This is a genomic window from Modestobacter sp. VKM Ac-2986, assembly GCF_026967795.1.
Lineage (GTDB): Bacteria > Actinomycetota > Actinomycetes > Mycobacteriales > Geodermatophilaceae > Modestobacter.
On the sequence record NZ_JAPVBH010000001.1, the window covers coordinates 248,099 to 272,605 of the forward strand.

A 24,507-nucleotide genomic window follows, 5' to 3' on the forward strand; every position below is an offset into this window, starting at 1 on the left:
GACCCGGGTCGCGCGGAACGGGTCCGGGGAGCCAAGATCGGACCATGAGCTCCGACCGCGCCGGACAGACCGCGCAGCCCTCCGACCTGGTCGACGTCCCGCACCTGGTGACCGCGTACTACGCGGTGCAGCCGGACCCGGCCGACGTCGCCCAGCAGGTCGTCTTCGGCACCTCCGGCCACCGGGGGTCCTCGCTGGACGGCGCCTTCAACGAGGCGCACATCCTGGCCACGACCCAGGCGATCTGCGAGTACCGGTCGCAGCAGGGGTACGACGGCCCGCTGTTCGTCGGCCGCGACACCCACGGGCTGTCCGAGCCGGCCTGGGTCAGCGCCCTGGAGGTGCTCGCCGCCAACGACGTCACCGTCCTGGTCGACGCCGCCGACCGGTACACGCCGACCCCGGCCGTCAGCCACGCGATCCTCACCGCCAACCGCGGCAGGACCACCGGGCTCGCCGACGGCATCGTCGTCACCCCCTCGCACAACCCGCCCCGCGACGGCGGCTTCAAGTACAACCCGCCTTCGGGTGGTCCGGCCGACACCGACGCCACCGGCTGGATCGCCCGCCGGGCCAACGAGCTGCTGGCCGCCGGCCTCGACGGCGTGAAGCGCATCCCGTTCGCCCGGGCGCGCGCCGCCGCGCAGTCCTACGACTTCCTCGGCACCTACGTCGACGACCTGCCCACCGTGCTCGACATCGACGCGATCCGCGGCGCCGGCGTGCGCATCGGTGCCGACCCGCTCGGTGGCGCCAGCGTCGACTACTGGGGCGCCATCGCCGAGCGGCACCGGCTCGACCTCACCGTCGTCAACCCGTTGGTCGACCCGACCTGGCGCTTCATGACGCTGGACTGGGACGGCAAGATCCGGATGGACTGCTCCTCGCCGTCCGCCATGGCCTCGCTCATCAGCGCCAAGGACGACTACCAGATCGCCACCGGCAACGACGCCGACGCCGACCGGCACGGCATCGTCACCCCCGACGGCGGGCTGATGAACCCCAACCACTTCCTCGCCGTCGCGATCTCCTACCTGTTCGCCCACCGGCCGGAGTGGGGCGCGGGCACCGCCGTCGGCAAGACGCTCGTGTCGAGCTCCCTCATCGACCGGGTCGTGGCCGACATGGGCCGCACGCTCGTCGAGGTGCCGGTCGGGTTCAAGTGGTTCGTGCCCGGCCTGCTCGACGGCTCGGTCGGCTTCGGCGGCGAGGAGTCCGCCGGCGCCTCGTTCCTCCGCCGGGACGGCAGCGTGTGGACCACGGACAAGGACGGCATCCTGCTCGCCCTGCTGGCCTCGGAGATCCAGGCCGTCACCGGGAGCTCGTCCTCGCAGCTGCACTCGTCACTGACGGAACGCTTCGGTGAGTCGGCCTACGCGCGCATCGACGCGGCGGCCACCCGCGAGCAGAAGGCGGCGCTCGGCAAGCTCTCCCCCGAGGCCGTCACCGCGACCGAGCTGGCCGGTGAGCCGATCACCGCAAAGCTCACCCGCGCCCCGGGCAACGACGCCGCGATCGGCGGGCTGAAGGTCACCACCGAGAACGCCTGGTTCGCCGCCCGCCCGTCGGGCACCGAGGACGTCTACAAGGTCTACGCCGAGTCGTTCAAGGGCCCCGAGCACCTGGCCCAGGTGCAGGTCGAGGCCCGCGAGGTGGTCAGCGCCGCCCTGAAGGGGTGAGGCGTGCTGTGCGACACGGCCGGGCGTTGACAGACTCCCGGCCGTGACCGCATGGGAGCAGGGGCGACCGCAGGACGGGCAGCCTGCTCCGTACGGGCAGTCCCCGTACGGGCAGCCCCCGTTCGGCCAGCCCGCTCCCCACGGGCAGCCGTACGGACAGGGTCCGTACGGCTCGTCCTGCCGGTCGTCACCGCGTCGCTGAGCGGGCAGCGCGTCGTCCAGCGGTGGGCCGCCGCGGGGAAGGGCTGAGCGGTCGGCCTCGGGTCACCGGGTCAGCAGGCCGCCGGCGACCATCCCGACCAGCATCAGGAGCGGGAGGCCGACCAGGAGCGCGACCTGTCGCCCGCCGAACGGGACCATGTCGGCACCGTCGCGCGGGTCGACCACCGGGTCGGCGTCCGGGCTGTGCCGGGCCTGCAGGACGAAGCGCAGCGCGCAGCCGCCCAGCACGAGCGCGGCAGTGAGGGCGACCAGCCAGGTGGGCAGGCCGACGGTGGTCGGCTCCCCCGCCCCCAGCGCCCACAGGGCGGTGGCGAAGGCGTAGCCGGACAGGCCGCACACGACGGCGAGGCACAGGTCCCGCCAGGACAGCCCCGAGCGCACCTGCGCCCACGGGCCCACCGGGGTGACCCCCAGCGCGGCGGCGACCTGACCGGCGTACTCCTTCGGCGTCCCGAAGGCCTCCCGCGGGCGTTCACCGGTCTCGGCCACGTGGCTCTCCACCTCGGCGAGCACCTCCCCGATCCGGGCGCCGGGCACGTCCAGCAGCCGCAGCCGCAGCAGCAGGTCGTCGCGCCAGGCCTGGTCGGTGCTGTTCAGGACGCGTCCCATGACGGGCTCCTCAGACGGGGAGGGAGGGGGTGGACAGCAGGCCGGCGGCCCGCTCGGTGAAGACCTGCCACTGCTCCGACCGCTCGCGCAGCGCCTCGGCGCCGTTCCCGGTCAGCGTGAAGAACTTCCGTCCCGGGCCCCCGTCGCCGGCCTCCCAGGACGAGGAGACCAGCCCCTCGGCCTCCAGCCGGGTCAGGATCGGGTAGAGGGTGCCGCCCTTGACCGAGCCCAGCCCGGCCTCGCCCAGGCGCGCGGCGATGGCGTAGCCGTAGGTGGGCCCGTCGGCGACGACCCGCAGGACGCACAGCGACAGCACGCCCCGCATCCACTCCCCGGGCCACCGCTCGTCCGTCACGAGCTAGACAGTACGGCTGACTAGTCAGTCTGACAAGCTAGTTCTTCCGCGGGTCGTACTGCGGACACGGCACCGCCCCACCGGCGTGGCTCGCCGGCGGGGCGGTGGCAGGACAGCGGTGGAGCGGCGTCTACTCGCCGGCCACGTCCTCGGCCTCGGCGAAGAGCCGCCGGGCGTCGGAGGACGTCAGGAAACCGGCCTCCTCGAGGTCGTGGACGCTGTCCCAGACCTGCGACACGTAGTCCTCCGGCGTCGGGTACAGCGCGTCGAGCCTGGCCTGGTCGAAGGGCACCTCGTAGCCGGCGATGTAGCAGAACGAGGCGCCGGTCGCGGTGCCGAACCAGGTGCTCCGGGGGACGTCGAGGTACGGGGAGCGCAGGCCGCCCTGCACGTTGCCGAACTCGTCGAGCACCGGCTCGCCGTTGCGCACGACGATCGGGTCCGCCCTCGGCGGGGCCACGTCGTCCCGGACCCAGCGGTCGAGGTTGCGCAGCGCCGCGTCGAAGAAGATCGAGCTGGGGAAGCGGCTGCGCGGGCCCTGGTCACAGGCCACCGGCGGCACCGTCCGGCCGGCCGCGACGATGTCCTCCGACGAGGCGGAGAAGTACAGCTCGTCCGGGGTGGCGTGACCGGCACCGGCCATCTCGTAGTGCCGGAAGCGGTCCGGGGCGGTGTCGCTGTCGGGACGGCGCGAGCCGATGCCGCGCAGGTAGTCCGACTGCGACATCAGCTGGACCACCGGGACCCCGATCCCGTACAGGTCCCGGCGCGGGTCGTCGGCCGGCGGGGCGGCCTCGCACTGGTTCATCGGGTAGGCACCGGCGAAGCCGCCGCCGGCCACGCCGAGGAGGTAGCCGTCGTAGGTGGGCACGCCCTGCTCCGCCACGACGAGCGGGTGCACCGCCTTCATGTAGTTGACCAGGTACCCACCGGTCTGCGAGTAGCCGAAGCCGTACGCGTGCTCCACCCGGGTCTCGGCTCCCCCGTAGGTGAGCGGGTTGGTCGGGTCGTCCTCCCGCAGCCAGTTGCCGACCTGCGTGTAGACGTCCCAGATGAGGCCGTTCTCGGTGGCCTGGGTGGTGTCCGCGGGGAGCGGCGTCTCCGGCGTGGCGGGATCGGCGTCCGCGTCCACGGTCGTGCAGTTGGCCGGGTCGGTCACCGGGAGCGGGTTGGCGAAGGACAGCTGCCCGTACCGCTCGGCGTCGAAGGTCTGCAGCGCATCGACCGCCACGGGCTTGGCGGTGATCCCGACCCAGGCGTCCCCGTTCTCGACCAGCTGGCGATGGGTCACCGCCCAGCCGATGTTCAGGTCGAAGAGGTTGGAGGGGTTGAGCATCTCCACCACGACGTTGCCGCTGAAGTGGGCGCCCTCGGCGGGGCGTCGCACGAGCACGCGGGTCGTGTAGGGCGCATCCGCGGTGCGCACGACCGCCGGTGCGTCGGCCGGCCAGCTGTACACGTTGGACGTGCCGCTGGCCAGGAACTCCTCCTCGACGTAACCGGACGCAGCCAGGTCCTCGGGGACCTCCGTCCGGTCCGCCGCGCCGAAGGGGTACGACTCCGCCGTCACGGGCAGCGGCCCGGTGACGGCGGCTGCTGCGCCGAACTCCCCCGGCGGGGCCGGTTCGGCGTCGGTGGCCGCCGCGACCGGCGCGAGTGCTCCGGTCAGGCCCGCGGCCAGGGCCATCGTGAACAACGTCTTCGGTAGAGCAGCCTTCATGTTCGATCCTCTTCCTCGAGGGCTCGAGTGCAACGAGGCCCACGCGGGACGCGGGCCGGTCGGGGGAGGTCTGCCCCCGGGTGTGCCCCGTCGTGCTGTGCACGACGGGGCACACGGTCGTGTCCGGGACGACGGGCGCCCCGGCGTTCAGCTGACGTCGTCGTCGACCCAGTCCAGGGACTTGGTGACGGCCTTCTGCCAGTTGCGGTACAGCCGCTCGCGCTCCTCGGTGGGCATGGCCGGCGACCAGCGCTTGTCCTCGGCCCACTTGGCGGTCAGCTCGTCCAGCGAGGACCAGAAGCCGACGGCGAGCCCGGCCGCGTAGGCCGCGCCCAGCGCCGTCGTCTCGGCGATCTCCGGCCGGATGACCGGGACGTCGAGGATGTCGGCCTGGAACTGCATGAGCAGCTCGTTGCCGACCATCCCGCCGTCCACCCGCAGCTCGGTCAGGTCGACCCCGGAGTCGGCGTTCATCGCGTCGAGCACCTCGCGGGTCTGGTAGGCGGTGGCCTCCAGGACCGCGCGGGCCAGGTGGCCGCGGTTGACGAAGCGGGTCAGGCCGACGACGGCGCCGCGGGCGTCGGCCCGCCAGTGCGGGGCGAACAGACCGGAGAACGCCGGCACGAAGTAGGAGCCGCCGTTGTCCTCGACCTCGCGGGCCAGGGTCTCGATCTCCGGGGCGCTGGAGATCATCTTGAGGTTGTCCCGCACCCACTGCACCAGCGACCCCGTGACGGCGATCGAGCCCTCGAGGGCGTACACCGGCTTGGCGTCGCCGAGCTGGTAGCACAGCGTGGTGAGCAGCCCGTTCTTGCTCGGGACGGCCTCCTCGCCGGTGTTGAGCAGCATGAAGTTGCCGGTGCCGTAGGTGTTCTTGGCCATGCCCTTGGTGAAGCAGACCTGGCCGAAGGTGGCCGCCTGCTGGTCACCGAGCGAGCCCGCGATCGGCACCCCGGCGAGGAAGCCGGACTTGCGGCCGACCCCGTACTCCTCGGAGTTGGACCGGATCTCCGGCAGCATCGACACCGGGATCTTCATCTCCGCGGCGATCTCGGCGTCCCAGGCCAGCGTGCGGTAGTCCATCAGCATCGTGCGGGAGGCGTTGGAGACGTCGGTGAGGTGCTTGCCGCCGTCGACCCCGCCGGTCATGTTCCAGATCAGCCAGGAGTCGATGGTGCCCATGAGCAGGTCACCGGCCTCGGCCTTGGCCCGCGCGCCGTCGACGTTGTCGAGGATCCAGCGCACCTTCGGCCCGGCGAAGTAGGTGGCCAGCGGGAGGCCGACCTTGTCCTTGTACCGCTCGGCGCCGCCGCCGAGGGCGCCGAGCTCCTCGCAGATCTTCCCGGTACGGGTGTCCTGCCAGACGATCGCGTTGTAGACCGGCTTGCCCGTCGTGCGGTCCCAGACGACCGTCGTCTCGCGCTGGTTGGTGATGCCGACGGCGACGATGTCGGAGTTGCTGGCGTTGCCGCGGGCGAGGGCCTGGCCGACGACCTCACGGGTGTTGACCCAGATCTCCTCCGGGTCGTGCTCCACCCAGCCGGCCCGCGGGAAGATCTGCTCGTGCTCCTTCTGCCCGACCGCGACGACCTTCCCGTCGTGGTCGAAGAGCATGCACCGGGTGCTCGTGGTGCCCTGGTCGATGGCTGCGACGTACTGCGGCATGTCGGTGTCCTCCTGGTCGGAGAGGGCGAAAGTGGCCACTTTCGCCCTGTGGGGGCGGGTGGGGGAGGTCAGAGGGAGACGTGGGAGAAGGCGCCGGCGAGCGCGCCACCGATGAGCGGGCCGACGATCGGCACCCAGGCGTAGCCCCAGTTGCTGCCGCCCTTGCCCTTGATGGGCAGCAGGGCGTGGGCGATGCGCGGGCCGAGGTCGCGGGCCGGGTTGATGGCGTAGCCGGTGGGCCCACCGAGCGAGGCGCCGATGCCGACGACGAGCAGGGCCACGGCCAGCGGGCCGAGCGCGACCGGGGTGTCGCCGAAGCGCAGGATGATGTAGATCAGCACGAAGGTGCCGATGATCTCGGTGACCAGGTTGTCCACGGGGCTCTTGATCGCCGGGCCCGTGGAGAAGGTGCCGAGGATGGTGCCCTGGTCGGGCTCGGCGTCGTAGTGCTTGCGGTAGGCGGCCCAGGCGAGGATCGCGCCCAGGATCGCGCCGACCAGCTCGCCGGCGAAGTAGACCAGGGTGGCCGTGAACGTCACCGGCACACCCGGCGCGTACTCGTCGGCCCCGCTGGCCCACAGACCCACGGTCACCGCCGGGTTCAGGTGGGCTCCCGAGGTGGCCGCGGCGTAGACGCCGGCGAAGACGGCGAGCCCCCAGCCGAAGATGATGACGATGTAACCGCCACCGAGGCCGCCGGACTTGGCCAGCAGGACGTTGGCGACCACGCCGACGCCGAGCAGGATCAGGATGGCGGTTCCGGTGACTTCACTGGCGAAGACGGTCAGCAGACCGACGCTGTCCACGTGTAGGCGCTCCTCACAACGGGCCCGCTCCGATGCGGGCCGTGGATGTCCCACCCGGCGTGGTGATCACCGTCACCGGGTGTGGTGCGGACCGTATGAGGGCCGGTGTGACCCGGACAACACGAGCGGTGCGACATGGTCGTACCAGGTCAGGGAGCACCCCACGCGATGCTGAGCTGGACCGCCCGCTCCCACGTCGGGTACTCGGCGGTGAGGGCGCGTGCCCGCTCCGGGGACGGCGACCACTGGGCCGCCCGGTGCCAGTTGCGCCGCAGCGCCTCCACGTCCGACCACAGCCCGACGGCGAGCCCCGCGGCGTAGGCCGCACCCAGGGAGACCGTCTCCCCCACCATCGGCCGCACCACCGGGGTGTCCAGGGCGTCGGCGACGAACTGCATGAGCAGGTTGTTGGTGGTCATCCCGCCGTCCACCCGCAGCGCCGGCAGCGACAGGCCGGAGTCGGCCGCCATCGCCCGGACGACGTCGCGGGTCTGCCAGCCGGTCGCCTCCAGCGCGGCGCGGGCCAGGTGCCCCTTGGTGACGTAGGAGGTGAGCCCGGCGACCAGCCCGCGGGCCTCGCCACGCCAGTGCGGGGCGAGCAGCCCGGAGAACGCCGGGACGACGTAGCAGCCGCCGTTGTCGCTGACGGTGCGCGCCAGCGTCTCGACCTCCGCGGCCGAGGAGATGAGCCCGAGCCCGTCGCGCAGCCACTGCACCAGGGCGCCGGCCACGGCCACCGAGCCCTCCAGCGCGTAGTGCACCGGCTCCCCCGTCAGCTGGTAGGCCACCGTGCTGATCGACCCCGAGCGGGTGTGCACCAGCTCGGTTCCGGTGTTCTGCAGCAGGAAGCTGCCCGTGCCGTAGGTGCACTTGGCCTCGCCGGGGGCGAAGCAGGTCTGGCCGAACAGGGCCGCCTGCTGGTCGCCGAGTGCCCCGGTGATGGGCAGCGCCGGCGACAGCGCCGTCGCCGTCCCCAGGACGCCGACCGAGGGGCGGATCTCGGGCAGCATCGCGGCCGGGACGTCGAAGAAGGCGAGCAGGTCGGGGTCCCAGCGGCAGCTGCGCACGTCCATCAACAGCGTGCGGCTGGCGTTGGTCACGTCGGTGACGTGCACGCCGCCGTCCGGGCCGCCGGTGAGGTTCCAGATCAGCCAGGTCTCCATCGTGCCGAACAGCAGCTGCCCGGCCTCCGCCCGCTCCCGGGCGCGCGGGACGTGGTCGAGGATCCAGCGCAGCCGCGGCCCGGAGAAGTAGCCGGCGATGGCCATGCCGCTGCGCTCGGCCACCAGCGCGGCACCCGGCCGCGCGGCCAGCTCGGTGACCAGCTCGTCGGTGCGGGTGTCCTGCCAGACCAGCGCCCGGGTCACCGGCCGGCCGGTGTCCCGGTCCCACACCACGGTGGTCTCGCGCTGGTTGGCGATGCCCAGCGCCATCACCTCGCCGGTGCCCGGGACGTCGGCCAGCACCTGGGCGGCGGTGCGCTGGGTGTTCGCCCAGATCTCCATCGGGTCGTGCTCGACCCAGCCCGGGCGCGGGAAGTACTGGCGGTGCTCCCGCTGGCGGACCGCGACCATCCGCCCGCCCCGGTCGAAGACCAGCGACCGCGTCGACGTCGTCCCCTGGTCGACGGCGAGCACGTACCGCTCAGGCACCGGGGGCACCCAGCTCGCGGGAGACCGCGTGCGCCGCGTCGGTGACCATCGACAGCACGAGCGGGCGCGGGGTGCCGCGGACGTCGAACAGCGCGCTCTGGGCCCCGGTGATGCCCAGGGCGGCCACCACCAGCCCGCCGGCGCCGCGCACGGGGGCGGCGATGCCGCCGACCCCGGGCTGGTGCTCGACGCGGTCGGCGGCCCAGCCCCGGGCCCGCACCTCGGCGAGCTCCGTGGCGACCGCGGACGAGCGGGCCCCCGATCGGGACCCGGTGTGCGGGTGGCTGTGCGCGCGCAGGACCTTGCCCAGCGCGCAGCCGGACGGGAGCGCGGTGCCGACCTCCAGCAGCTGGGCGGAGTCGTCGGGCCGGAAGACGTGGTGGACGACGACGACCTCGTCGCCGGCCAGCGCGGCCAGCCGGACGGCGTGCCCGCTGCGGGCGGCCAGGGCGTCGGCCCAGTTCGACGCCCGGGCGCGCAGCTCGTTGGTGTCGAGGGTGGACCCCAGGCGCAGCAGCGCCACCCCCAGGGCGTAGCGGCCGGTCGCCGGGTCCTGCTCGACGAAGCCCACCTGCAGCAGGGTGCGCAGCAGGCTGTGTGCGGTGGTCTTGGCCAGCCCCACGGCCTCGGCGATGTCGGTGACCCCGAGCGTGCCGCCGGAGCCGGCGACGACCTGCAGGATCGCCGCCGCCCGCTCGATGGACTGCACGCTGCCGGGCACGGCGCGACCGTAGGCCATGACGCACCGCGGCGGAGCGCCACGAGCTGTGCGACATCGTCGGACGGCGACCCTCGGCGTGGACGCCGGTCCCGACCTACCGTGGGATGCCAGAGGCCACATCGAGGTGTCCCGGGTCCGGCACGAGGAGCATCACACATGACCGCTGTCCCCCCGCTCGGTCCGCAGCAGCGCGCCGAGGCCTGGGCCGAACTGGCCAAGGGCGAGTTCGAGGTCCTCGTCGTCGGCGGCGGGGTGACCGGCGCCGGTGTCGCGCTGGACGCCGCCACCCGCGGCCTCCGCACGGCGATGGTCGAGGCCCGTGACTTCGCCAGCGGGACGTCGTCCCGGTCCTCCAAGCTGTTCCACGGCGGGCTGCGCTACCTGGAGCAGTTCGACTTCGGCCTGGTCCGCGAGGCGCTGCACGAGCGCGACCTCTCGGTGAACCGGATCGCCCCGCACCTGGTCAAGCCGGTGCCCTTCCTCTACCCGCTGACCCACCGCGGCTGGGAGCGGCCCTACGTCACCGCCGGCCTGGCGCTCTACGACGGCCTGGCCCGCTTCGGTGCGCTGTCCGAGCCCATGCCCGGGCAGAAGCACCTGACCCGCACCGGCGCCCGCCGGATGTTCCCCGCGCTGAAGGAGCACGCGTTCGTCGGCGCGGTGCGCTACTACGACGCGCAGGCCGACGACGCCCGGCACACCCTCACCGTGGCCCGCACCGCGGCCGCCTACGGCGCCACCGTGCTGAACTCCGCGGAGGTCGTCTCCTTCACCCACGCCGGCGGCCGCGTCGTCGGCGCCCGGGTGCGTGACGTCGAGACCGGCCAGGAGGTCGACGTCCGCAGCGAGGTCGTGGTCAACGCGACCGGCGTGTGGACCGACGACCTGCAGACCCTGGTCGGCGGCCGCGGCCGGTTCCACGTGCGCGCCAGCAAGGGCGTGCACATCGTCGTCCCGCGCGACCGGATCAACGGCGAGGCCGGGCTGATCCTGCGCACGGAGAAGTCGGTGCTGTTCGTGATCCCGTGGGGCAGCCACTGGATCATCGGCACCACCGACACCGACTGGTCGCTGGACAAGGCGCACCCGGCGGCGTCGAAGGCCGACATCGACTACATCCTCGAGCACGTCAACGAGGTGCTGTCGGTGCCGATCACGCACGCGGACATCACCGGCGTCTACGCCGGCCTGCGCCCGCTGCTGTCGGGTGAGGAGGAGTCGACCAGCCAGCTCTCCCGCGAGCACGCCGTCGCCCGCCCGATGCCCGGCGTCATCGCCGTCGCCGGCGGCAAGTACACGACCTACCGGCCGATGGCCGCCGACGCCGTCGACGCGGTGGCCGAGGACGTCACCCGCCGCGTGCCGCCGAGCGTCACCGAGGACATCCCGCTGGTCGGCGCCGAGGGCTACAAGGCGATGGTCAACTCCCTCGACACGCTCAGCCAGCGCTGGGGCATCCCGCACTTCGCCGCCGAGCACCTGCTCAACCGGTTCGGCTCGCTGACCCCGGAGGTGCTGGCCCTGGCCGACGCGGACCCGGCGCTGCTGCAGCCGGTGCCCGGCGCGGAGGAGTACCTCATGGTCGAGATGGTGTACGCCGCGGCCAACGAGGGCGCCCTGCACCTGGACGACCTGCTGGCCCGGCGCACCCGGATCTCCATCGAGACCCCGCACCGCGGCGTGGAGTCGGCCGAGCCGGTGGCCCGCGCCGTGGCCGGGGTGCTCGGCTGGGACGCCGATCGCATCGCCAGCGAGGTCGACAGCTACCGCGCCCGGGTCGACGCCGAGCGGCGGTCCCAGGAGGCCGGCGACGACCTGGCGGCCGACGCCGTCCGGCTCGCCGCCCCCGACACCCGCGCCGTCGCCGTGGGCCGCGCCCTGGCCTGACGGGCGCCCCGCCCGGGCCGGCCGCGCTCGGGTGAGCTCAGCAGAGGCCGTCCTCCTGCACCGACCCCGGTGCCGGAAGGCGGCCTCTGCTGCTGGCCTGGGGAGTCCCGGCCGGAGGACGTCGACAGTGAGCCAGACGGCAGGTCACGAGGACACCGATGCACCGCTGCATCCAATACAGTCCTGCATCGTGACCGACGCGGAGGCCGAGCGGCCCAGGCGGCGCCGGGAGGACACCGTCGAGCGACTGCTGGACGCTGCGCTCGAGACCTTCGCCGAGCAGGGCTTCGCCGCCGCCAGCGTCGAGGACGTCTGCCGCCGCGGTGGGTTCACCCGCGGCGCCTTCTACTCCAGCTTCCGCAGCAAGGACGAGCTGTTCGCCGCCCTGATGCACCGTGAGGTCGAGCGCGACCTCGCCCGCGCCGCGGACATGCTCACCGGCCTGGTCGACGAGCCGGACCCGGTCACCGCCGCCGTCGACCGCAGCCTCGCGCTGTTCCGGGTCGGCCGGGTCTGGACGCTGGTCACGACCGAGTACGTGCTGCACGCCGCCCGCCACCCCGAGGCCGCCGAGGTGCTCCGCCGGTACCGCCGGCAGCTGCAGGACAGCCTCGTCGCGCTGATCACCCCGGCGCTGGCCGAGGCCGGGCTGCACCTGCGGGTGCCCGCCGCCGAGCTGATGCGGGCGGTCTTCGCCCTGCACGCCGGCATGACCGTGCTGTCCCTGACCGACCCGGCCGAGGCCGACAGGATGCGGCGCGACGCGCTGCTGATGCTCGTCCGCGGCGCCGTGAGCACCACTCCGACCACCTCCCGACCCGGCTGATCCTGGAGAACCGATGTCCACCCTGCTCTACCGCCTGGGCCGTGCCGCCTACCGGCGGCGCGCTCTGTTCTCCGCGGCCTGGGTGGTGGTGCTGGGTGCCGTCATCGCCCTGTTCCTGACCGTCGGCGGGGAGTTCGACGACGAGTTCACCATCCCCGGCTCGGAGTCCCAGGCGGCGCTGGACCAGCTCCGCGAGGCCTCGCCGGGAGCTGCCGGCGCCGGTGCCCAGCTGGTGTTCATCGCCCCGGAGGGCGCGACGGTCCTCGACCCGCAGTACGCGGCGGCGATCGGCGAGGTCGTGGCCACGGCCGGCACGGTCGAGCAGGTGGCGGCGGTGCAGGACCCGTTCGCCACCCAGGCGGTGAGCCCCGACGGCCGGGCCGCGCTGGCGTCGGTGCAGTACGGCGTGAGCGCCGACCAGCTCTCCGGTGACGCCCTCGAGCAGCTGCAGGAGGCCGCGGGCGCGGCGACCGCGGCCGGCATGGAGGTGGAGGTCGGCGGGAACGCGTTCAACACCGGCGCGGTCACCGTGGGCCCCACGGAGCTCGTCGGCGTCGTCGTCGCCGTCCTGGTGCTCGTGCTGACCTTCGGCTCGCTGCTGGCGGCCGGGATGAACCTGCTGACCGCGCTGGTCGGGGTGGGGATCGGGCTCACCGGGCTGCTGGCGCTGTCCGGGGTGATCACGCTGTCGTCCACCGCCCCGACGCTGGCGCTGATGATCGGCCTGGCGGTCGGCATCGACTACACGCTGTTCATCCTGTCCCGGCACCGCTCGCAGCTGGCCGCCGGCATGGAGCCGGAGGAGTCGGCCGCCCGGGCCACCGGCACCGCGGGCTCCGCCGTCGTCTTCGCCGGCCTGACGGTGATCATCGCGCTGTCCGGGCTCGCGGTGGTCGGCATCCCGTTCCTCACCGTGATGGGCCTGGGTGCGGCCGGCACCGTGCTGGTCGCCGTCCTCGTCGCGCTGACCCTGCTGCCGGCGCTGCTCGGCTTCGCCGGTGCCCGGCTCGTGCCGAAGCCCGGCTCCCGGGCCGCCCGCCGGGAGCAGGCGCTGGCCGAGCACGCCGGCGCCCCCGCACGCACCGGCGGCGCCCGCTGGGCCGCCCTGGTCACCCGGCGTCCGGCGCTCACCGTGGCCGTCTGCGTGGTCGGCCTGCTGGTGATGGCGATCCCCGCGCTGCAGCTGCGGCTGGCCCTGCCCGACGCCGGCACCGCCCCGGCCGAGACCACCGAGCGGCAGGCCTACGACGCGGTCAGCCGGTACTTCGGCCCCGGCGTCAACGGGCCGATCCTGGTCTTCCTCAGCGACCTGGACCCCGCGACCGCCGAGCAGACCGCGAACGAGGCGGCCGTGACCATCGGCGGCACGCCCACGGGCACACCGGGGCAGTTCGACGGCGGCCTGGACGACGTCGTCTACGCCGCACCGCAACTGCTGCCCGGCGGCACCAACGCGATCGTGCAGGTGGTCCCCGAGAGCGGCCCACAGGACGAGGCCACCACCGACCTGGTCACCGCGCTGCGTGAGACGGGCACCGACCTGGAGGCCCGCACCGGCGCCCAGGTGGCGGTCACCGGGCAGACCGCGGTGGCCATCGACGTCTCCGACCGGCTGACCCGGGCGCTGCTGCCGTTCACCCTGGTCGTCGTCGGGCTGGCGCTGGTGCTCCTGCTGCTGGTCTTCCGCTCGGTCCTGGTGCCGGTGAAGGCCGCACTCGGCTTCCTGCTGTCGGTCGGCGCCTCCTTCGGCGCCGTCGTGGCGGTCTTCCAGTGGGGCTGGCTGATGGACGTCTTCGGCGTGCCGGCCACCGGTCCGGTCATCAGCTTCATGCCGATCCTGCTCATGGCGGTGCTCTTCGGCCTGGCGATGGACTACGAGGTCTTCCTGGTCTCCCGGATGCGCGAGGAGTTCGTGCACGGCGGGGCGCCGCGGGAGTCGGTCGTGGCCGGCATGCGGCACGCGGCCCGGGTCGTCGTCGCGGCTGCGCTGATCATGTTCGCGGTGTTCGCCAGCTTCGTGCACATCGACGACGTGACGGTGAAGGCGATCGCCTTCGGCCTGGCCGTCGGCGTGCTGGTCGACGCCTTCGTCGTCCGGATGACCCTGGTGCCGGCGGTGCTGGCGCTGGTCGGGCGCTCGGCCTGGTGGCTGCCGCGCTGGCTGGACCGCCTGCTCCCCGACCTGGACGTCGAGGGCGCCCGGCTCGACGCCGTGCGGGAGCCGGTGCCCGCCGGGCGCAGCTGACCGGTCCGGGGTTCCACGTGGAACCCCGGACCGGTCATGATCGGGCCGTGAGCACCGCACCGGACGTCGTCGAGCTGGTCCGCGAGCTGGTGCGCCGGCCCACCGTCTCCGGTGACGCCGCCGCCCAGCGGGACGTGCTGGGGGTGGTCGCCGAGGTGCTCGGCGCCGCCGCCCCGCACCTGCAGCGGCAGGAGGGGACCGACCGGGACCAGCCGTGGACGCTGCTGACCTCCCCGACCGACCCGGGACGGCCACGGCTGCTGCTGGCCTGCCACGTCGACACCGTCCCGGCCACCGACCCCGGCGGTTGGCAGCGCGACCCGTTCGGGGCCGAGCTGGACGGCGGCCGGGTCTGGGGCCGCGGCGGGTCGGACATGAAGGCCGGCCTGGTCGCCGCGGTGGCCGCCCTGGCCGCCGCACCGGAGGGGACGCCGGTGGCGCTGCTGCTCACCAGCGACGAGGAGATCGGCTCGCGGGGGGCGGCTGCGGCGTCCGCGGCCGTCGCCGAGCTCGCGGTCGGGGCGGTCGTGGTGCCCGAGGCCACCGGCAACCGGGTGGTCCTCGGCCACCGGGGTGCGCTGTGGCTGACCGTCCGCGCCGAGGGCGTGGCCGCCCACGGCAGCACGCCGGAGCGGGGCCACAACGCGCTGCTGGACCTCGTCGCCGTCCTCGGCCGGGCGGGGGGTGCGCTGCCGCTGGCCCGTGAGCCGTTCCTCGGCCAGGAGACCTGGAACCCGGGGGTGATGCGCAGCGGCACGGTGCCCAACGTGGTGCCCGACCGCGCCGAGGTGGTGGTCGACCAGCGGACCGTGGGCGACGGCGCCGCCCTGCTCGGATGGTGGCGGGCCCAGCCGGAGGTGGCCGGGGTCGACGTGCTGGTCGACCTCCCGCCGGTGCGCACGCCCGCCGGGGACCCGTGGGTGACGGGGCTGCCGGCCCCGGTGGAGTCCGCCCCGGCCACCTACTTCACCGACGCCTCGGTCCTGCGGCCGGTGGTCGGCGAGGCACCGATCGTCGTCTGGGGCCCGGGGACGCCGGCGGCGATGCACGCGGTCGACGAGCACGTCGAGGTCGCCGAGCTGCAGCAGGCCACGGCCGCGTTCGGCGAGGTGCTGCGCCGCTGGCCGGGCTGAGGCGCCGGTCCGGGCTCAGCCGCCGGTGCTCTCCCGCACGGTGAGCGAGGGGGCCAGGGCCACCCGGGACGGTGGGGCGTGCCCGTTGCCCAGCACCCGGGGGAACAGCCGCACCGCCTCGGCGGCGACGTCGGCTTGCGGAACGGAGCCGCCCCTCGCGGGACGGGCCCCGGGCCCGTGGTGGGATCAGCGGTGTGACTGGTGAACCGGACGTCCCCGCCCAGGTGATCGACCCGAGGGTGATGCGCGACGTGCTCGGGCACTTCGCCTCCGGGGTCACCGTCGTGACCGCGCTGGGCACCGAGGGCCCGGTGGGGTTCACCTGCCAGTCGTTCAGCTCGCTGTCGCTGGACCCGCCGCTGGTCACCTTCGCCCCGTCGCGCACCTCCACCACCTGGCCGCGGCTGCGCGAGGCGGGGCGCTTCTGCGTCAACGTGCTGTCGGAGGACCAGCGGGCCCTGTCGGGGCAGTTCGCCCGCTCGGGCACCGACAAGTTCGCCGGCGTCGACTGGGCGCCCAGCGCGCACGGCTCGCCGGTGCTCGAGGGGGTCGTGGCCTGGATCGACGGCGAGCTGTTCGCCGAGCACGACGGCGGTGACCACACGATCGTCGTGGCCCGCGTGCTCGACCTCGGTGCGGACGCCTCGCGCACGCCACTGCTGTTCCACCGCGGCGGCTACGGCCTCCAGGCGGCCCTGCTCAGCGGCGGGACCCCGGAGACGACCTGACGGCGGCCCCCTCGCAGGGGCCCGCCGTGAGCGGTGCGAGCGGTGGGGGGCGAGGGGGTCCCTCCTCAGGCGAACTGGACGGCGATGACCGCGACGTCGTCCCGGCGGTCGGGGTGCGGCCCCACCGCGTGCACGCACAGCTCGACCGGTGAGGCGTCCACCGGTGCGGTGCGCAGCCGGCTCACCAGCGAGGCGATCCCCTGGTCGAGGTCCTCGCCGGGCCGCTCGATGAGCCCGTCGGTGTAGGCGACCAGCGTCGAGCCGGGCGGGATGGCCACCTCGCGGGAGGCGCGCACGTGGGTGGCGTCGACGCCGATCAGCAGTCCGGTGATGCCGTCGAGCATCTCCACGCTGCCGTCGACGTGCCGCAGCAGCAGAGGCGGGTGGCCGGCGTTGGCCAGCTGCATCCGCCACGGCTCCCCCGGCCCGGTCGGGCGGACGGCGCGCCCGTAGAGCATGGTCGCCATCGGCGCGACGTGCAGGCCCTGCACCAGCCGGTCGACCCGGCCGAGGATCTCCCCGGTGTCGCCCTCGCCGGCGTCCCAGGCGCAGGCCCGCAGCAGCCCGCGCAGGTGGCCCATCGCCGCGGCCGCGGCGACGTCGTGACCGACCACGTCGCCGATCGCGATCCCCACGCTGCCGTCGGGCAGGTGCAGCATGTCGTAGAAGTCGCCGCCCACCTCCGCGCTGCTGGACGCGCTGAGGTACTGGGCCGCGGCGGTGACCCCGGGGATCGTCGGGAGCTCGGGCAGCAGCGACCGCTGCAGCGTCTCCGCGACGGTGTGCTCCTGCTGGTAGAGCCGCACGTTGTCCATCGCCATGGCCGCGCGCCGGGAGAGGTCGCGGGCCAGGTCGACGTCGTCGGCGCCGAAGCGTCGGGCCTGGGACTCGGCGACGAGGGTGAGCGCACCGAGTGTCCGGCGGCGGGCGACCAGCGGCACCGTGAGCTGCGAGGAGGTGCCGAGCTCGGCCATCAGGGCCCGCAGCGCCGGGTCCGGGGCGGCCGCGACCATGACCTCCGGCGGGATCTCCGGGAGGAGCACCGGCTCCTTGGAGGTGAGCACCTGGCGGATGGGCGCGGCCTCGGGCAGGTCGGCGACGCGCAGCGCGGCGAAGCGGCCCAGTTCCTCGTCCAGGCCGCGCCGGTGGGACGCGGAGGTGCCGGTGACCGCACCGTTCTCGTCGACCAGGGTGATGAACACCCAGTCGGCCAGCAGCGGCACGCACAGCGAGGCCAGCCGGCCGAGCAGGTCGTCCATGTCCAGGGTGGCGCTCAGCGTGCTGGTCGCCTCGGCCATCAGCGCCAGGCGGCTCTGCGCCCGCTCGGCCTGCACCCGTGCGGCGTCGGCGGCGGCGTGCGCCTGCTCGGCGTCCCGGCGGGCGGCGCGCTCGGCGGCGAAGGCGGCCCGCCGGTCGTCCTCCACGCGCACGCGCTCGGTGACGTCGGTCTGCACGCCGACGAAGCTCACCAGCTCGCCCTCGCCGTCGAAGACCGGCGTGATCGACAGCTGGTTCCAGAAGGCCGTGCCGTCCTTGCGGTAGTTCAGCAGCGTCGTGGTGACCGGCTGCCGGCCCTGCAGCGACTTGCGCAGCTGGTCGACGCTGTCGGGGTCGGTCGCCGGGCCCTGCAGGAAGCGGCAGTTGCGCCCGACGCTCTCCTCGTAGGAGTAGCCGCTGATCCGGCTGAACGAGGGGTTGACCCAGACCAGCGGGTCGTCCTCCTGGCGCGGGTCGGTGATGGTGAAGGCGATGTCGGTGGCGATGACCGCGCGCTCGCGCAGGGCCTGCAGCTGGGCGTCGGGGTCGTCGGAGGCGCCGGGCTCGTCGATCTGGAGGAAGACCACCAGCGACAGCCGCTGCTCGCTGCCGTCCTGCGACAGCGGGAAGCCGGTCACCCACAGCACCTGGTCGGGCTCGGCCTCGGCGGCACGGCTCTCGTCGGAGCTGCGCCGAGGGGACAGCCGGACCGCCTCGCCGGCGACCGGGCGCCCGGCGGCGACCAGGGACAGCGGGCTGCCGGTGTCCTCCAGCGGGGCGCCGCCCAGGTCGGTCAGCCCGGCGGAGGCGCCCCAGGTGTCGACCGGGACCGGCAGCCCGATGTTGCCGGCGAGCTCGTTGGCGGCGGCGTTGGCGTAGGTGACGGTGCCGGCCGCCTGGTCGATCACCAGGACGGCGACCGGGACGTCGGAGAGCACGCCCGGCAGGGCCGCCTGCGCACCGCGCTCGGAGTCACTCCCCGTGACCACCGCCTCGGCAGCGCCCACGACGGACGCCTGCTGCGTGCGATCGGTCGGGTCGGTGCCCGCAGTCAGGGTGCTGGCCAGAGCGGCAGCGGCCTCGGGGGGGACCTGGCCAGGGACGTGGTCCCCCGGTCGTCTGTCGGACGGCACCGCACGAGCCTACCGAGGCGGTCCGTTGCGTACCACTGACCCCGCGCCTGAGCACGCCTTTCGGGTGGTGCGTCACCCGGCGCCGTGCGGGGTAGGGACGACCGACGCCGGCGCCGAGCGCCGGACGAGGACCACGAGAGAGGACGCGTCATGGGACTCCTGGACCGGCTGTTCGGGCGCGGCCAGCGCAGCAGCTCGCCGTACGGCCCCGGGCAGCAGTACGCCGGGGAGGAGCGGGGCTACGGGTACGCCCGGCAGCCGGCCCCCGCGGCGCCCACCGGCGGGCAGCGGCCGGCCCGCTCGGCCGACGAGCAGGCGATCGAGCGCTACAGGTACCTGCTGCGCACCGCCCCGCCGGACCAGGTGGAGGCCGCGCACGCCGAGGCGTTCGCCAAGCTGACCCCCGAGCAGCGCGCGCAGGTGCTCGAGCAGCTGGCCTCCGCGAGCCCGGCGTCCGAGCGGCCCCGCGGGGACGACGCCCAGAGCCTCGCCCGCGCCGCCACCCGCGCCGAGATCCGCCAGCCCGGCACCCTGGAGCGCGTCTTCGGCGGGGGCGGCGGTGGTTACGGCCCCGGCTACGGCCAGGGCGGCTACGGCGGGGGCGGGTACGGCCAGGGCGGCTACGGCCCGGGCTACGGCGGGGGCGGCTACGGACGGGGCGGCGGCTTCGGCGGGGGCGGCATGGGCATGGGCAGCATGATCGGCGGCAGCATGCTGGGCACGATCGGCGGGCTCGTCGTCGGCACCGCGGTGGCCGACGCGCTGTTCGACACCGGCCTCGGGGACGGCGGCCTGTTCGGGGGCGGCGACGAGGAGGCCTACGCCGAGGGCTACCAGGACGGCGAGCAGGCCGACGACGGTGGCGGCGACAACGGCGGTGACGGCGGTGGCGCCGACTACGACGCCGGCGGGTACGAGGACGGCGGCGGCTTCGACGGCGGTGGCGGGGACTTCGGCGGCGAGTTCTGACGCCGGTGGCCCGGCCCGGTCAGCCCGGGCCGGGCCGCCCCTGCGTGGCGTCGAGCTCGGCCAGGTGGCGCAGCCACAGCAGCCCGAGCACCGGCAGCACCAGCGGGACGTAGCCGTACCCCTGGCCGAACCCCGACCAGACCGTGGCGTCGGGGAAGGCAGCCGGGTCGAGCAGGGAGAGCGTGCCGACCACGAGCACCCCGGCCAGCTCGACCCCGCAGGCGGCCATCGCGGTGCGGCGTCCGCTGCGCCCACCGCGGGCCAGGCCCACGGTGGCCACGAGGTAGACGACCGCGGCCACCGCGGATAGCAGGTAGGCGACCGGCGCCTCGTCGAACTGCACCGCGAGCTGGACGACGGCGCGGGCGCCGGCGGCCAGGGCGAAGACGCCGTAGACCGCGACGAGCACCCGGCCCGGACCGCGGGCGGTGTCGGTGCCGGTCGGCTCGGGCGCGGGCCCGCCCAGCGGGGAGTCAGCCACCGGTGACCGCCCAGAGGTCGACCAGCCGCCACAGCATCACCGCGACGGTGAGCGCGGCGACGCCGAGCACGGTGCCGGCCCAGCGGGTGGGCTCGGTGCGCGCCCACAGCACGCCAGCGATCGGCAGCAGGACCACGCTGCCCAGGTAGGCGGCGAAGGTGGTCAGCTCGGCCGGGCGGTGCCCGCCGACGAGCCGCACGACGGCGAGCACCCCCTGCACGACCAGCAGCAGCTCCAGCACCCCGGCGACGGCCAGGTGCGCGGTGCCGATCCGCCGGCGCAGCACCGTGCTGAGTGCACCCACCCCGGCCAGGGCGACGGCGACGACGGTGAGGACGACGACCAGGGGCGTGCTCATCGGCGCCGGCCGGGAGGTGAGGACTGCACGCCCCCATCCTCCCGCGCCGTCAGACCACCGTTCACACGCCGTGGTTCTCGGCCACCGTTCAGGGGCCCGCGCCGAGCCTGCGAGGTGTGGGGGGAACGGTGGTCCTTCTTCAGCGGTGGACGGAGGACATGTCCGGGTAGCGGTCGCCGGCGGTGGACCCGGCGGGGGCGGCCTCGTCCAGGGCGCGCAGGTCGTCGGCGGTCAGCTCGACGTCCGCGGCCGCGGCGTTCTCCTCCAGGTAGGACACCCGCTTCGTGCCCGGGATCGGCACGATCGTCGGGTTGCCGTCGCGCCCGGACTGCGCCATCACCCAGGCCAGCGCGAGCTGGGTGGCGGTGACGCCCTTGGCCTCGGCGATCTCCCGCACGCGGTCGACCAGCTCGAGGTTCTGGGCGAACGCCTCGCCCTGGAAGCGGGGGTTGTGCCGGCGGAAGTCGTCGGGCGCCAGGTCGTCGATGCTGCGGATCTGCTCGGACAGGAAGCCGCGGCCGATCGGGGAGTAGGCGACGAAGCCGATGCCCAGCTCCGCGCAGACGGCCAGCACGCCGTCGTCCTCGGGGTCGCGGGACCACAGGGAGTACTCGGTCTGCAGCGCCGTCACCGGCTGGACGGCGTGTGCCCGGCGGATGGTGTCCGGGGCCGCCTCGGAGATGCCGGCGTGCCGGATCTTGCCTGCCTCGACGAGCTCCGCCATCGCGCCCCAGGTGTCCTCGATCGGGACGGTGGTGTCGACGCGGTGCTGGTAGTAGAGGTCGATGACGTCGACGCCCAGGCGCTGCAGCGAGGCGTCGCAGGCGGCGTGCACGTACTCGGGCCGGCCGTTGATGCCGAGGAAGGAGCCGTCCTCGCCGCGCTCGTTGCCGAACTTGGTGGCCAGGGTGACCTCCTCGCGGCGGCCGGCGATCGCCTGCCCGACGAGGCGCTCGTTGGTGAACGGGCCGTACATGTCGGCGGTGTCGAGGAAGGTGACGCCCAGGTCGAGGGCGCGCTGGATCGTCCGCTCGGCCTCCGCCTGGTCGCCGGTCCCGTAGAACTCGCTCATCCCCATGCAGCCCAGGCCCTGGGCTGCGACGGTCAGGTCGCGGAGCTGTCGCATCTGCATGACCGGTGGGTGCCCGCGATGTGCACGGGTCAACCAGTTGTGGCGACCCGGCGGACCGGGCAGACCACCGGCGTCCCGGATGTCGGGTCGCGCAGCACGGCGGCCTCGACGCCGTACAGCTCGCGCACCAGCCCGGTGGTGACGACCTCGGCGGGCGGGCCCTCGGCGACCACCCGCCCCTCGCGCATGGCGACCAGGTGGTCGGCGTGCCGGCAGGCGGTGGACAGGTCGTGCAGCACCAGGACGACGGTGCGGCCCTGGGCGGCCAGGTCGTGCACCAGCTCGAGCACCTCCAGCTGGTGGCCCAGGTCGAGCGCGGAGGTGGGCTCGTCGAGCAGCACGACCGCGGTCTGCTGAGCGACGACCATGGCGATCCACGCCCGCTGCCGCTGCCCGCCGGAGAGCTGGTCCAGCGGCCGGTCGGCGAGGTCGAGCAGGTCGGCGGCCTCGAGTGCCCGCTGCACCGCGGCGGCGTCCTCGGGCGACCACTGGCGCAGCAGCCCCTGGTGCGGGTGCCGGCCGTAGCGCACCAGGTCGCGGACGGTCAGCCCGTCGGGAGCCGCGGCGGTCTGCGGCAGCAGCCCGATCCGCCGGGCGGCGTCCCGGGGCCGCAGGGTGGCGAGGTCGCGGCCGTCGAGCAGGACGGCGCCGCCCTGCGCCTCGTGCACCCGGGCCAGCGCGCCGAGCAGGGTCGACTTGCCGCACCCGTTGGGCCCGACGATCGCCGTCACCTGCCCCGGCGGCAGCCGCAGGTCCAGGGCGTGGACGACGCGGGTGCCGTCGTAGCCGAGGTCCAGGGCCTCGGTGGCGAGGTCGGCGGGGTCGGCTCCGGCGTCCTCCCGGGTGGGGCGGGGTGCCTCCAGCGTGCTCACGCGAGCCTCCTCGATCGGGTGGTCAGCAACAGCCACAGCAGGTACGGCCCGCCCACCACGGCGGTGACCAGGCCGGCGGGCAGTTCCAGCGGCGCGGCGACGGTGCGGCCGGCGAGGTCGGCGAGCAGCACGACCAGGGCACCGGCCAGCGCCGCGCCGAACACCGGCACGACCCGTGGCCCGGCGGCCTTGCGGGCGATCTCCGGGGCCAGCAGGGCGACCAGCCCCAGCGGCCCCGCGGTGGCCACGGCGAGCCCGGCGGTGACGACGGCGGTGGCGATGACGGCCAGCCGGACCCGCTTCACCCGGGTGCCGAGCCCGACCACGACGGCGTCGGCGAGCCGCAGCAACCGCAGCTGCCGGCCCAGCACGATCGCCACCGGCAGCGCCACGGCCAGCCCGACGGCCAGCACGGCCACCGAGGTGGCGGAGCGGCTGTTGAGGCTGCCGACGCTCCACGGGAAGGCGGCGTTGGCGTCGTCGATGGCGGCCCGGGCGAGCATCAGCTGGGTGACCGCGCCGAGTGCGGCGCCGACCCCCAGCCCGACCACGAGGAACCGGTAGCCGTGCGTGCCGGCGCCGCCGGCGAGCCCGAGCGCCAGCGCGGCGGCGGTCGCCGCGCCCACGAGCGCGAACGCCGACGGCGAGACGCTGGTGGAGACGGCGACGACGCTGGCCACGGCGAAGGCGGTCGCGCCGTCGTTGAGGCCGACCGTGTCCGGGGTGGCCAGCCGGTTGCGGGCCAGGGTCTGCAGCAGCACCCCGGCGGTGCCCAGCGCGGCACCGACGGCGAGCGCGGCGGCCACCCGGGGCAGCCGCAGCCGCTGCACGAGCAGGACCTCCCGGTCGCTGCCGGAGCCGAACACCGCCGGCAGCGTGTGCGCCAGCGGCAGCCGGGCCGTGCCCACGGCCAGGCTCACCGCGACCGCGGCGACCACCAGCGCCGCCAGCACGACGGCGGCCAGGGCGGCCCGCCGGTCGAGGAGCACCGAGCGGCCCAGCAGCGCCAGCCGCCAGGTGCCCGGGGGCGCGGGCGCGGCGGCGGGGCGGGGCAGGGTCGCGGTCACAGCGCCGGCATCCGGGTCGACCGGACGACGGCCACCAGCACGGGGGCGCCGATCATCGCGGTGACCACGCCCAGCGGCATCTCGTAGGGCCGCACCAGCAGCCGGGACGCGACGTCGGCCAGCAGCACCACCGCGGGGCCCAGCAGCACGGTCACCGCCAGCACCCGGCGCAGGTCCGGGCCGACCAGCGCGCGGGCCAGGAACGGCACGACCAGCCCGATGAACACGACCGGGCCGGCGGCGGCCACCGCGCCCCCGACGAGCAGCGCGACCGCGACCATCGCCAGCGCGCGGGCCCGGGCCGGGCGGTGGCCCAGCCCGCGGGCCACCGTGTCGCCGAGGGCGAGGGCCGACAGCGGCCGGGCGGCGAGCAGGGCGACCAGCAGGCCGACGGCCAGCACCGGGCCGACCTGGGTCAGGGTGCCGAGGTCGCGGCCGGCCACCGAGCCCACCGTCCAGAACCGGACCTCGTCGGCGGTGCGCTGGTCCAGCAGCAGCACCACCGAGGTCGCCGCGGACAGCAGCGCGGACAGCGCCGCACCGGCCAGCACGAGCCGCACCGGGTCGTCACCGGCGCCGCGCAGCCGGGCCGCGCCCACCGCCAGCAGGCACCCGGCCCCCGCGCCGAGGACGGCGACCCACGGGCCCAGGGAGGCGGCGCTGGCCCCGGAGGCGATGACCAGCACGACGGCGAAGGAGGCCCCGGCGCTGACCCCGAGCAGGCCGGGCTCGGCCAGCGGGTTGCGCGCAGCGGTCTGCAGGACGGCGCCGGCCACCCCGAGCGCGACGCCCACCGCGACGGCCACCACGGTCCGCGGCACCCGCAGCTGGAGGACGGCGAACCGGGCGTCGGCGTCCCCGCCACCGGCCAGGACGGCCAGCGCACGCGACGGTCCGACGTCCCCGGCGCCGACGGCCAGGCTGGCCAGCACGGCCACCGCGAGGACGACCAGGGCCGGCACCAGGCCGCGCACCACCACCGGACGCACC

Annotated in this window: 21 protein-coding genes; 7 read left to right on the plus strand and 14 right to left on the minus strand. The window is 74.8% G+C overall.

What is annotated here, in order from left to right; translation table 11 throughout:
* The first annotated feature begins 44 nt into the window (after nt 1–44).
* A complete protein-coding gene (gene pgm / locus O2W14_RS01170) occupies nt 45–1,679 on the plus strand; it encodes a phosphoglucomutase (alpha-D-glucose-1,6-bisphosphate-dependent) (RefSeq protein WP_269174254.1) in 1,635 nt (544 codons plus the stop codon).
* 264 nt (nt 1,680–1,943) lie between these two features.
* Here pgm and O2W14_RS01175 read toward each other — a convergent pair whose 3' ends face one another.
* From O2W14_RS01175 to O2W14_RS01205, 7 genes are all read right to left on the minus strand, one after another.
* Entirely contained in the window at nt 1,944–2,510 is a 567-nt protein-coding gene (locus O2W14_RS01175; protein WP_269174255.1) for an HAAS signaling domain-containing protein, read from the minus strand.
* A 10-nt stretch (nt 2,511–2,520) separates the two neighbouring features.
* Complete coding sequence (locus tag O2W14_RS01180) at nt 2,521–2,865, minus strand: PadR family transcriptional regulator (RefSeq protein ID WP_269174256.1); 345 nt, start codon at nt 2,863–2,865, stop codon at nt 2,521–2,523.
* Between the two features lie 130 nt (nt 2,866–2,995).
* Nucleotides 2,996–4,585: an alpha/beta hydrolase domain-containing protein gene (locus tag O2W14_RS01185; RefSeq protein WP_269174257.1), complete on the minus strand. Its 1,590-nt coding sequence runs from the start codon at nt 4,583–4,585 to the stop codon at nt 2,996–2,998.
* A 147-nt stretch (nt 4,586–4,732) separates the two neighbouring features.
* A complete protein-coding gene (gene glpK, locus O2W14_RS01190; protein ID WP_442928817.1) occupies nt 4,733–6,289 on the minus strand; it encodes a glycerol kinase GlpK in 1,557 nt (518 codons plus the stop codon).
* A 29-nt stretch (nt 6,290–6,318) separates the two neighbouring features.
* Nucleotides 6,319–7,056: an MIP/aquaporin family protein gene (locus tag O2W14_RS01195; RefSeq protein WP_269174258.1), complete on the minus strand. Its 738-nt coding sequence runs from the start codon at nt 7,054–7,056 to the stop codon at nt 6,319–6,321.
* 149 nt (nt 7,057–7,205) lie between these two features.
* Entirely contained in the window at nt 7,206–8,708 is a 1,503-nt protein-coding gene (gene glpK / locus O2W14_RS01200) for a glycerol kinase GlpK (protein WP_269174259.1), read from the minus strand.
* The gene (locus tag O2W14_RS01205) at nt 8,701–9,429 is read right to left on the minus strand and encodes an IclR family transcriptional regulator (RefSeq protein ID WP_269174260.1); all 729 of its coding nucleotides are present in this window, start codon (nt 9,427–9,429) and stop codon (nt 8,701–8,703) included. Before O2W14_RS01205 ends, glpK (O2W14_RS01200) begins: the two co-directional genes overlap by 8 nt.
* Before the next feature lie 156 nt (nt 9,430–9,585).
* On the opposite strand from O2W14_RS01205, the gene O2W14_RS01210 reads away from it, so the two are divergent.
* The 5 genes from O2W14_RS01210 to O2W14_RS01230 all read left to right on the plus strand — a co-directional run bounded on the left by O2W14_RS01210 (nt 9,586) and on the right by O2W14_RS01230 (nt 16,248).
* Entirely contained in the window at nt 9,586–11,316 is a 1,731-nt protein-coding gene (locus O2W14_RS01210; RefSeq protein ID WP_269174261.1) for a glycerol-3-phosphate dehydrogenase/oxidase, read from the plus strand.
* 127 nt (nt 11,317–11,443) lie between these two features.
* A complete protein-coding gene (locus O2W14_RS01215; protein WP_269174262.1) occupies nt 11,444–12,142 on the plus strand; it encodes a TetR/AcrR family transcriptional regulator in 699 nt (232 codons plus the stop codon).
* Between the two features lie 13 nt (nt 12,143–12,155).
* Entirely contained in the window at nt 12,156–14,387 is a 2,232-nt protein-coding gene (locus O2W14_RS01220; protein WP_269174263.1) for an MMPL family transporter, read from the plus strand.
* A gap of 47 nt (nt 14,388–14,434) precedes the next feature.
* Complete coding sequence (locus O2W14_RS01225; RefSeq protein WP_269174264.1) at nt 14,435–15,520, plus strand: M20 family metallopeptidase; 1,086 nt, start codon at nt 14,435–14,437, stop codon at nt 15,518–15,520.
* A 194-nt stretch (nt 15,521–15,714) separates the two neighbouring features.
* Nucleotides 15,715–16,248 carry a flavin reductase family protein gene (locus O2W14_RS01230; protein WP_269174265.1) on the plus strand — a complete coding sequence of 178 codons (534 nt, stop codon included), beginning with the start codon at nt 15,715–15,717 and terminating at the stop codon, nt 16,246–16,248.
* A 65-nt stretch (nt 16,249–16,313) separates the two neighbouring features.
* Here O2W14_RS01230 and O2W14_RS01235 read toward each other — a convergent pair whose 3' ends face one another.
* Nucleotides 16,314–18,512, minus strand: coding sequence for a SpoIIE family protein phosphatase (locus tag O2W14_RS01235; protein WP_269174266.1), 2,199 nt, complete (start codon nt 18,510–18,512; stop codon nt 16,314–16,316).
* Between the two features lie 276 nt (nt 18,513–18,788).
* Between O2W14_RS01235 and O2W14_RS01240 the strand changes: the two genes are divergently transcribed.
* Nucleotides 18,789–19,607 (plus strand): hypothetical protein, encoded by an 819-nt coding sequence (locus tag O2W14_RS01240; RefSeq protein ID WP_269174267.1) that lies wholly within the window; start codon nt 18,789–18,791, stop codon nt 19,605–19,607.
* Nucleotides 19,608–19,626: 19 nt separating this feature from the next.
* On the opposite strand, the gene O2W14_RS01245 is transcribed toward O2W14_RS01240, so the two are convergent.
* The 6 genes from O2W14_RS01245 to O2W14_RS01270 form a co-directional block, all read right to left on the minus strand.
* Nucleotides 19,627–20,088: a hypothetical protein gene (locus tag O2W14_RS01245; RefSeq protein ID WP_269174268.1), complete on the minus strand. Its 462-nt coding sequence runs from the start codon at nt 20,086–20,088 to the stop codon at nt 19,627–19,629.
* The gene (locus O2W14_RS01250) at nt 20,081–20,446 is read right to left on the minus strand and encodes a hypothetical protein (RefSeq protein WP_269174269.1); all 366 of its coding nucleotides are present in this window, start codon (nt 20,444–20,446) and stop codon (nt 20,081–20,083) included. The genes O2W14_RS01245 and O2W14_RS01250 overlap by 8 nt, the downstream gene beginning before the upstream one ends.
* Before the next feature lie 139 nt (nt 20,447–20,585).
* Nucleotides 20,586–21,578, minus strand: a complete 993-nt coding sequence (locus O2W14_RS01255) for an aldo/keto reductase (protein ID WP_269174270.1) — start codon at nt 21,576–21,578, stop codon at nt 20,586–20,588.
* Between the two features lie 29 nt (nt 21,579–21,607).
* Nucleotides 21,608–22,450: an ABC transporter ATP-binding protein gene (locus O2W14_RS01260; RefSeq protein WP_269174271.1), complete on the minus strand. Its 843-nt coding sequence runs from the start codon at nt 22,448–22,450 to the stop codon at nt 21,608–21,610.
* Complete coding sequence (locus O2W14_RS01265; protein WP_269174272.1) at nt 22,447–23,517, minus strand: FecCD family ABC transporter permease; 1,071 nt, start codon at nt 23,515–23,517, stop codon at nt 22,447–22,449. Before O2W14_RS01265 ends, O2W14_RS01260 begins: the two co-directional genes overlap by 4 nt.
* Nucleotides 23,514–24,506 (minus strand): FecCD family ABC transporter permease, encoded by a 993-nt coding sequence (locus tag O2W14_RS01270; RefSeq protein WP_269174273.1) that lies wholly within the window; start codon nt 24,504–24,506, stop codon nt 23,514–23,516. The genes O2W14_RS01265 and O2W14_RS01270 overlap by 4 nt, the downstream gene beginning before the upstream one ends.
* Nucleotide 24,507: the final 1 nt, after the last annotated feature.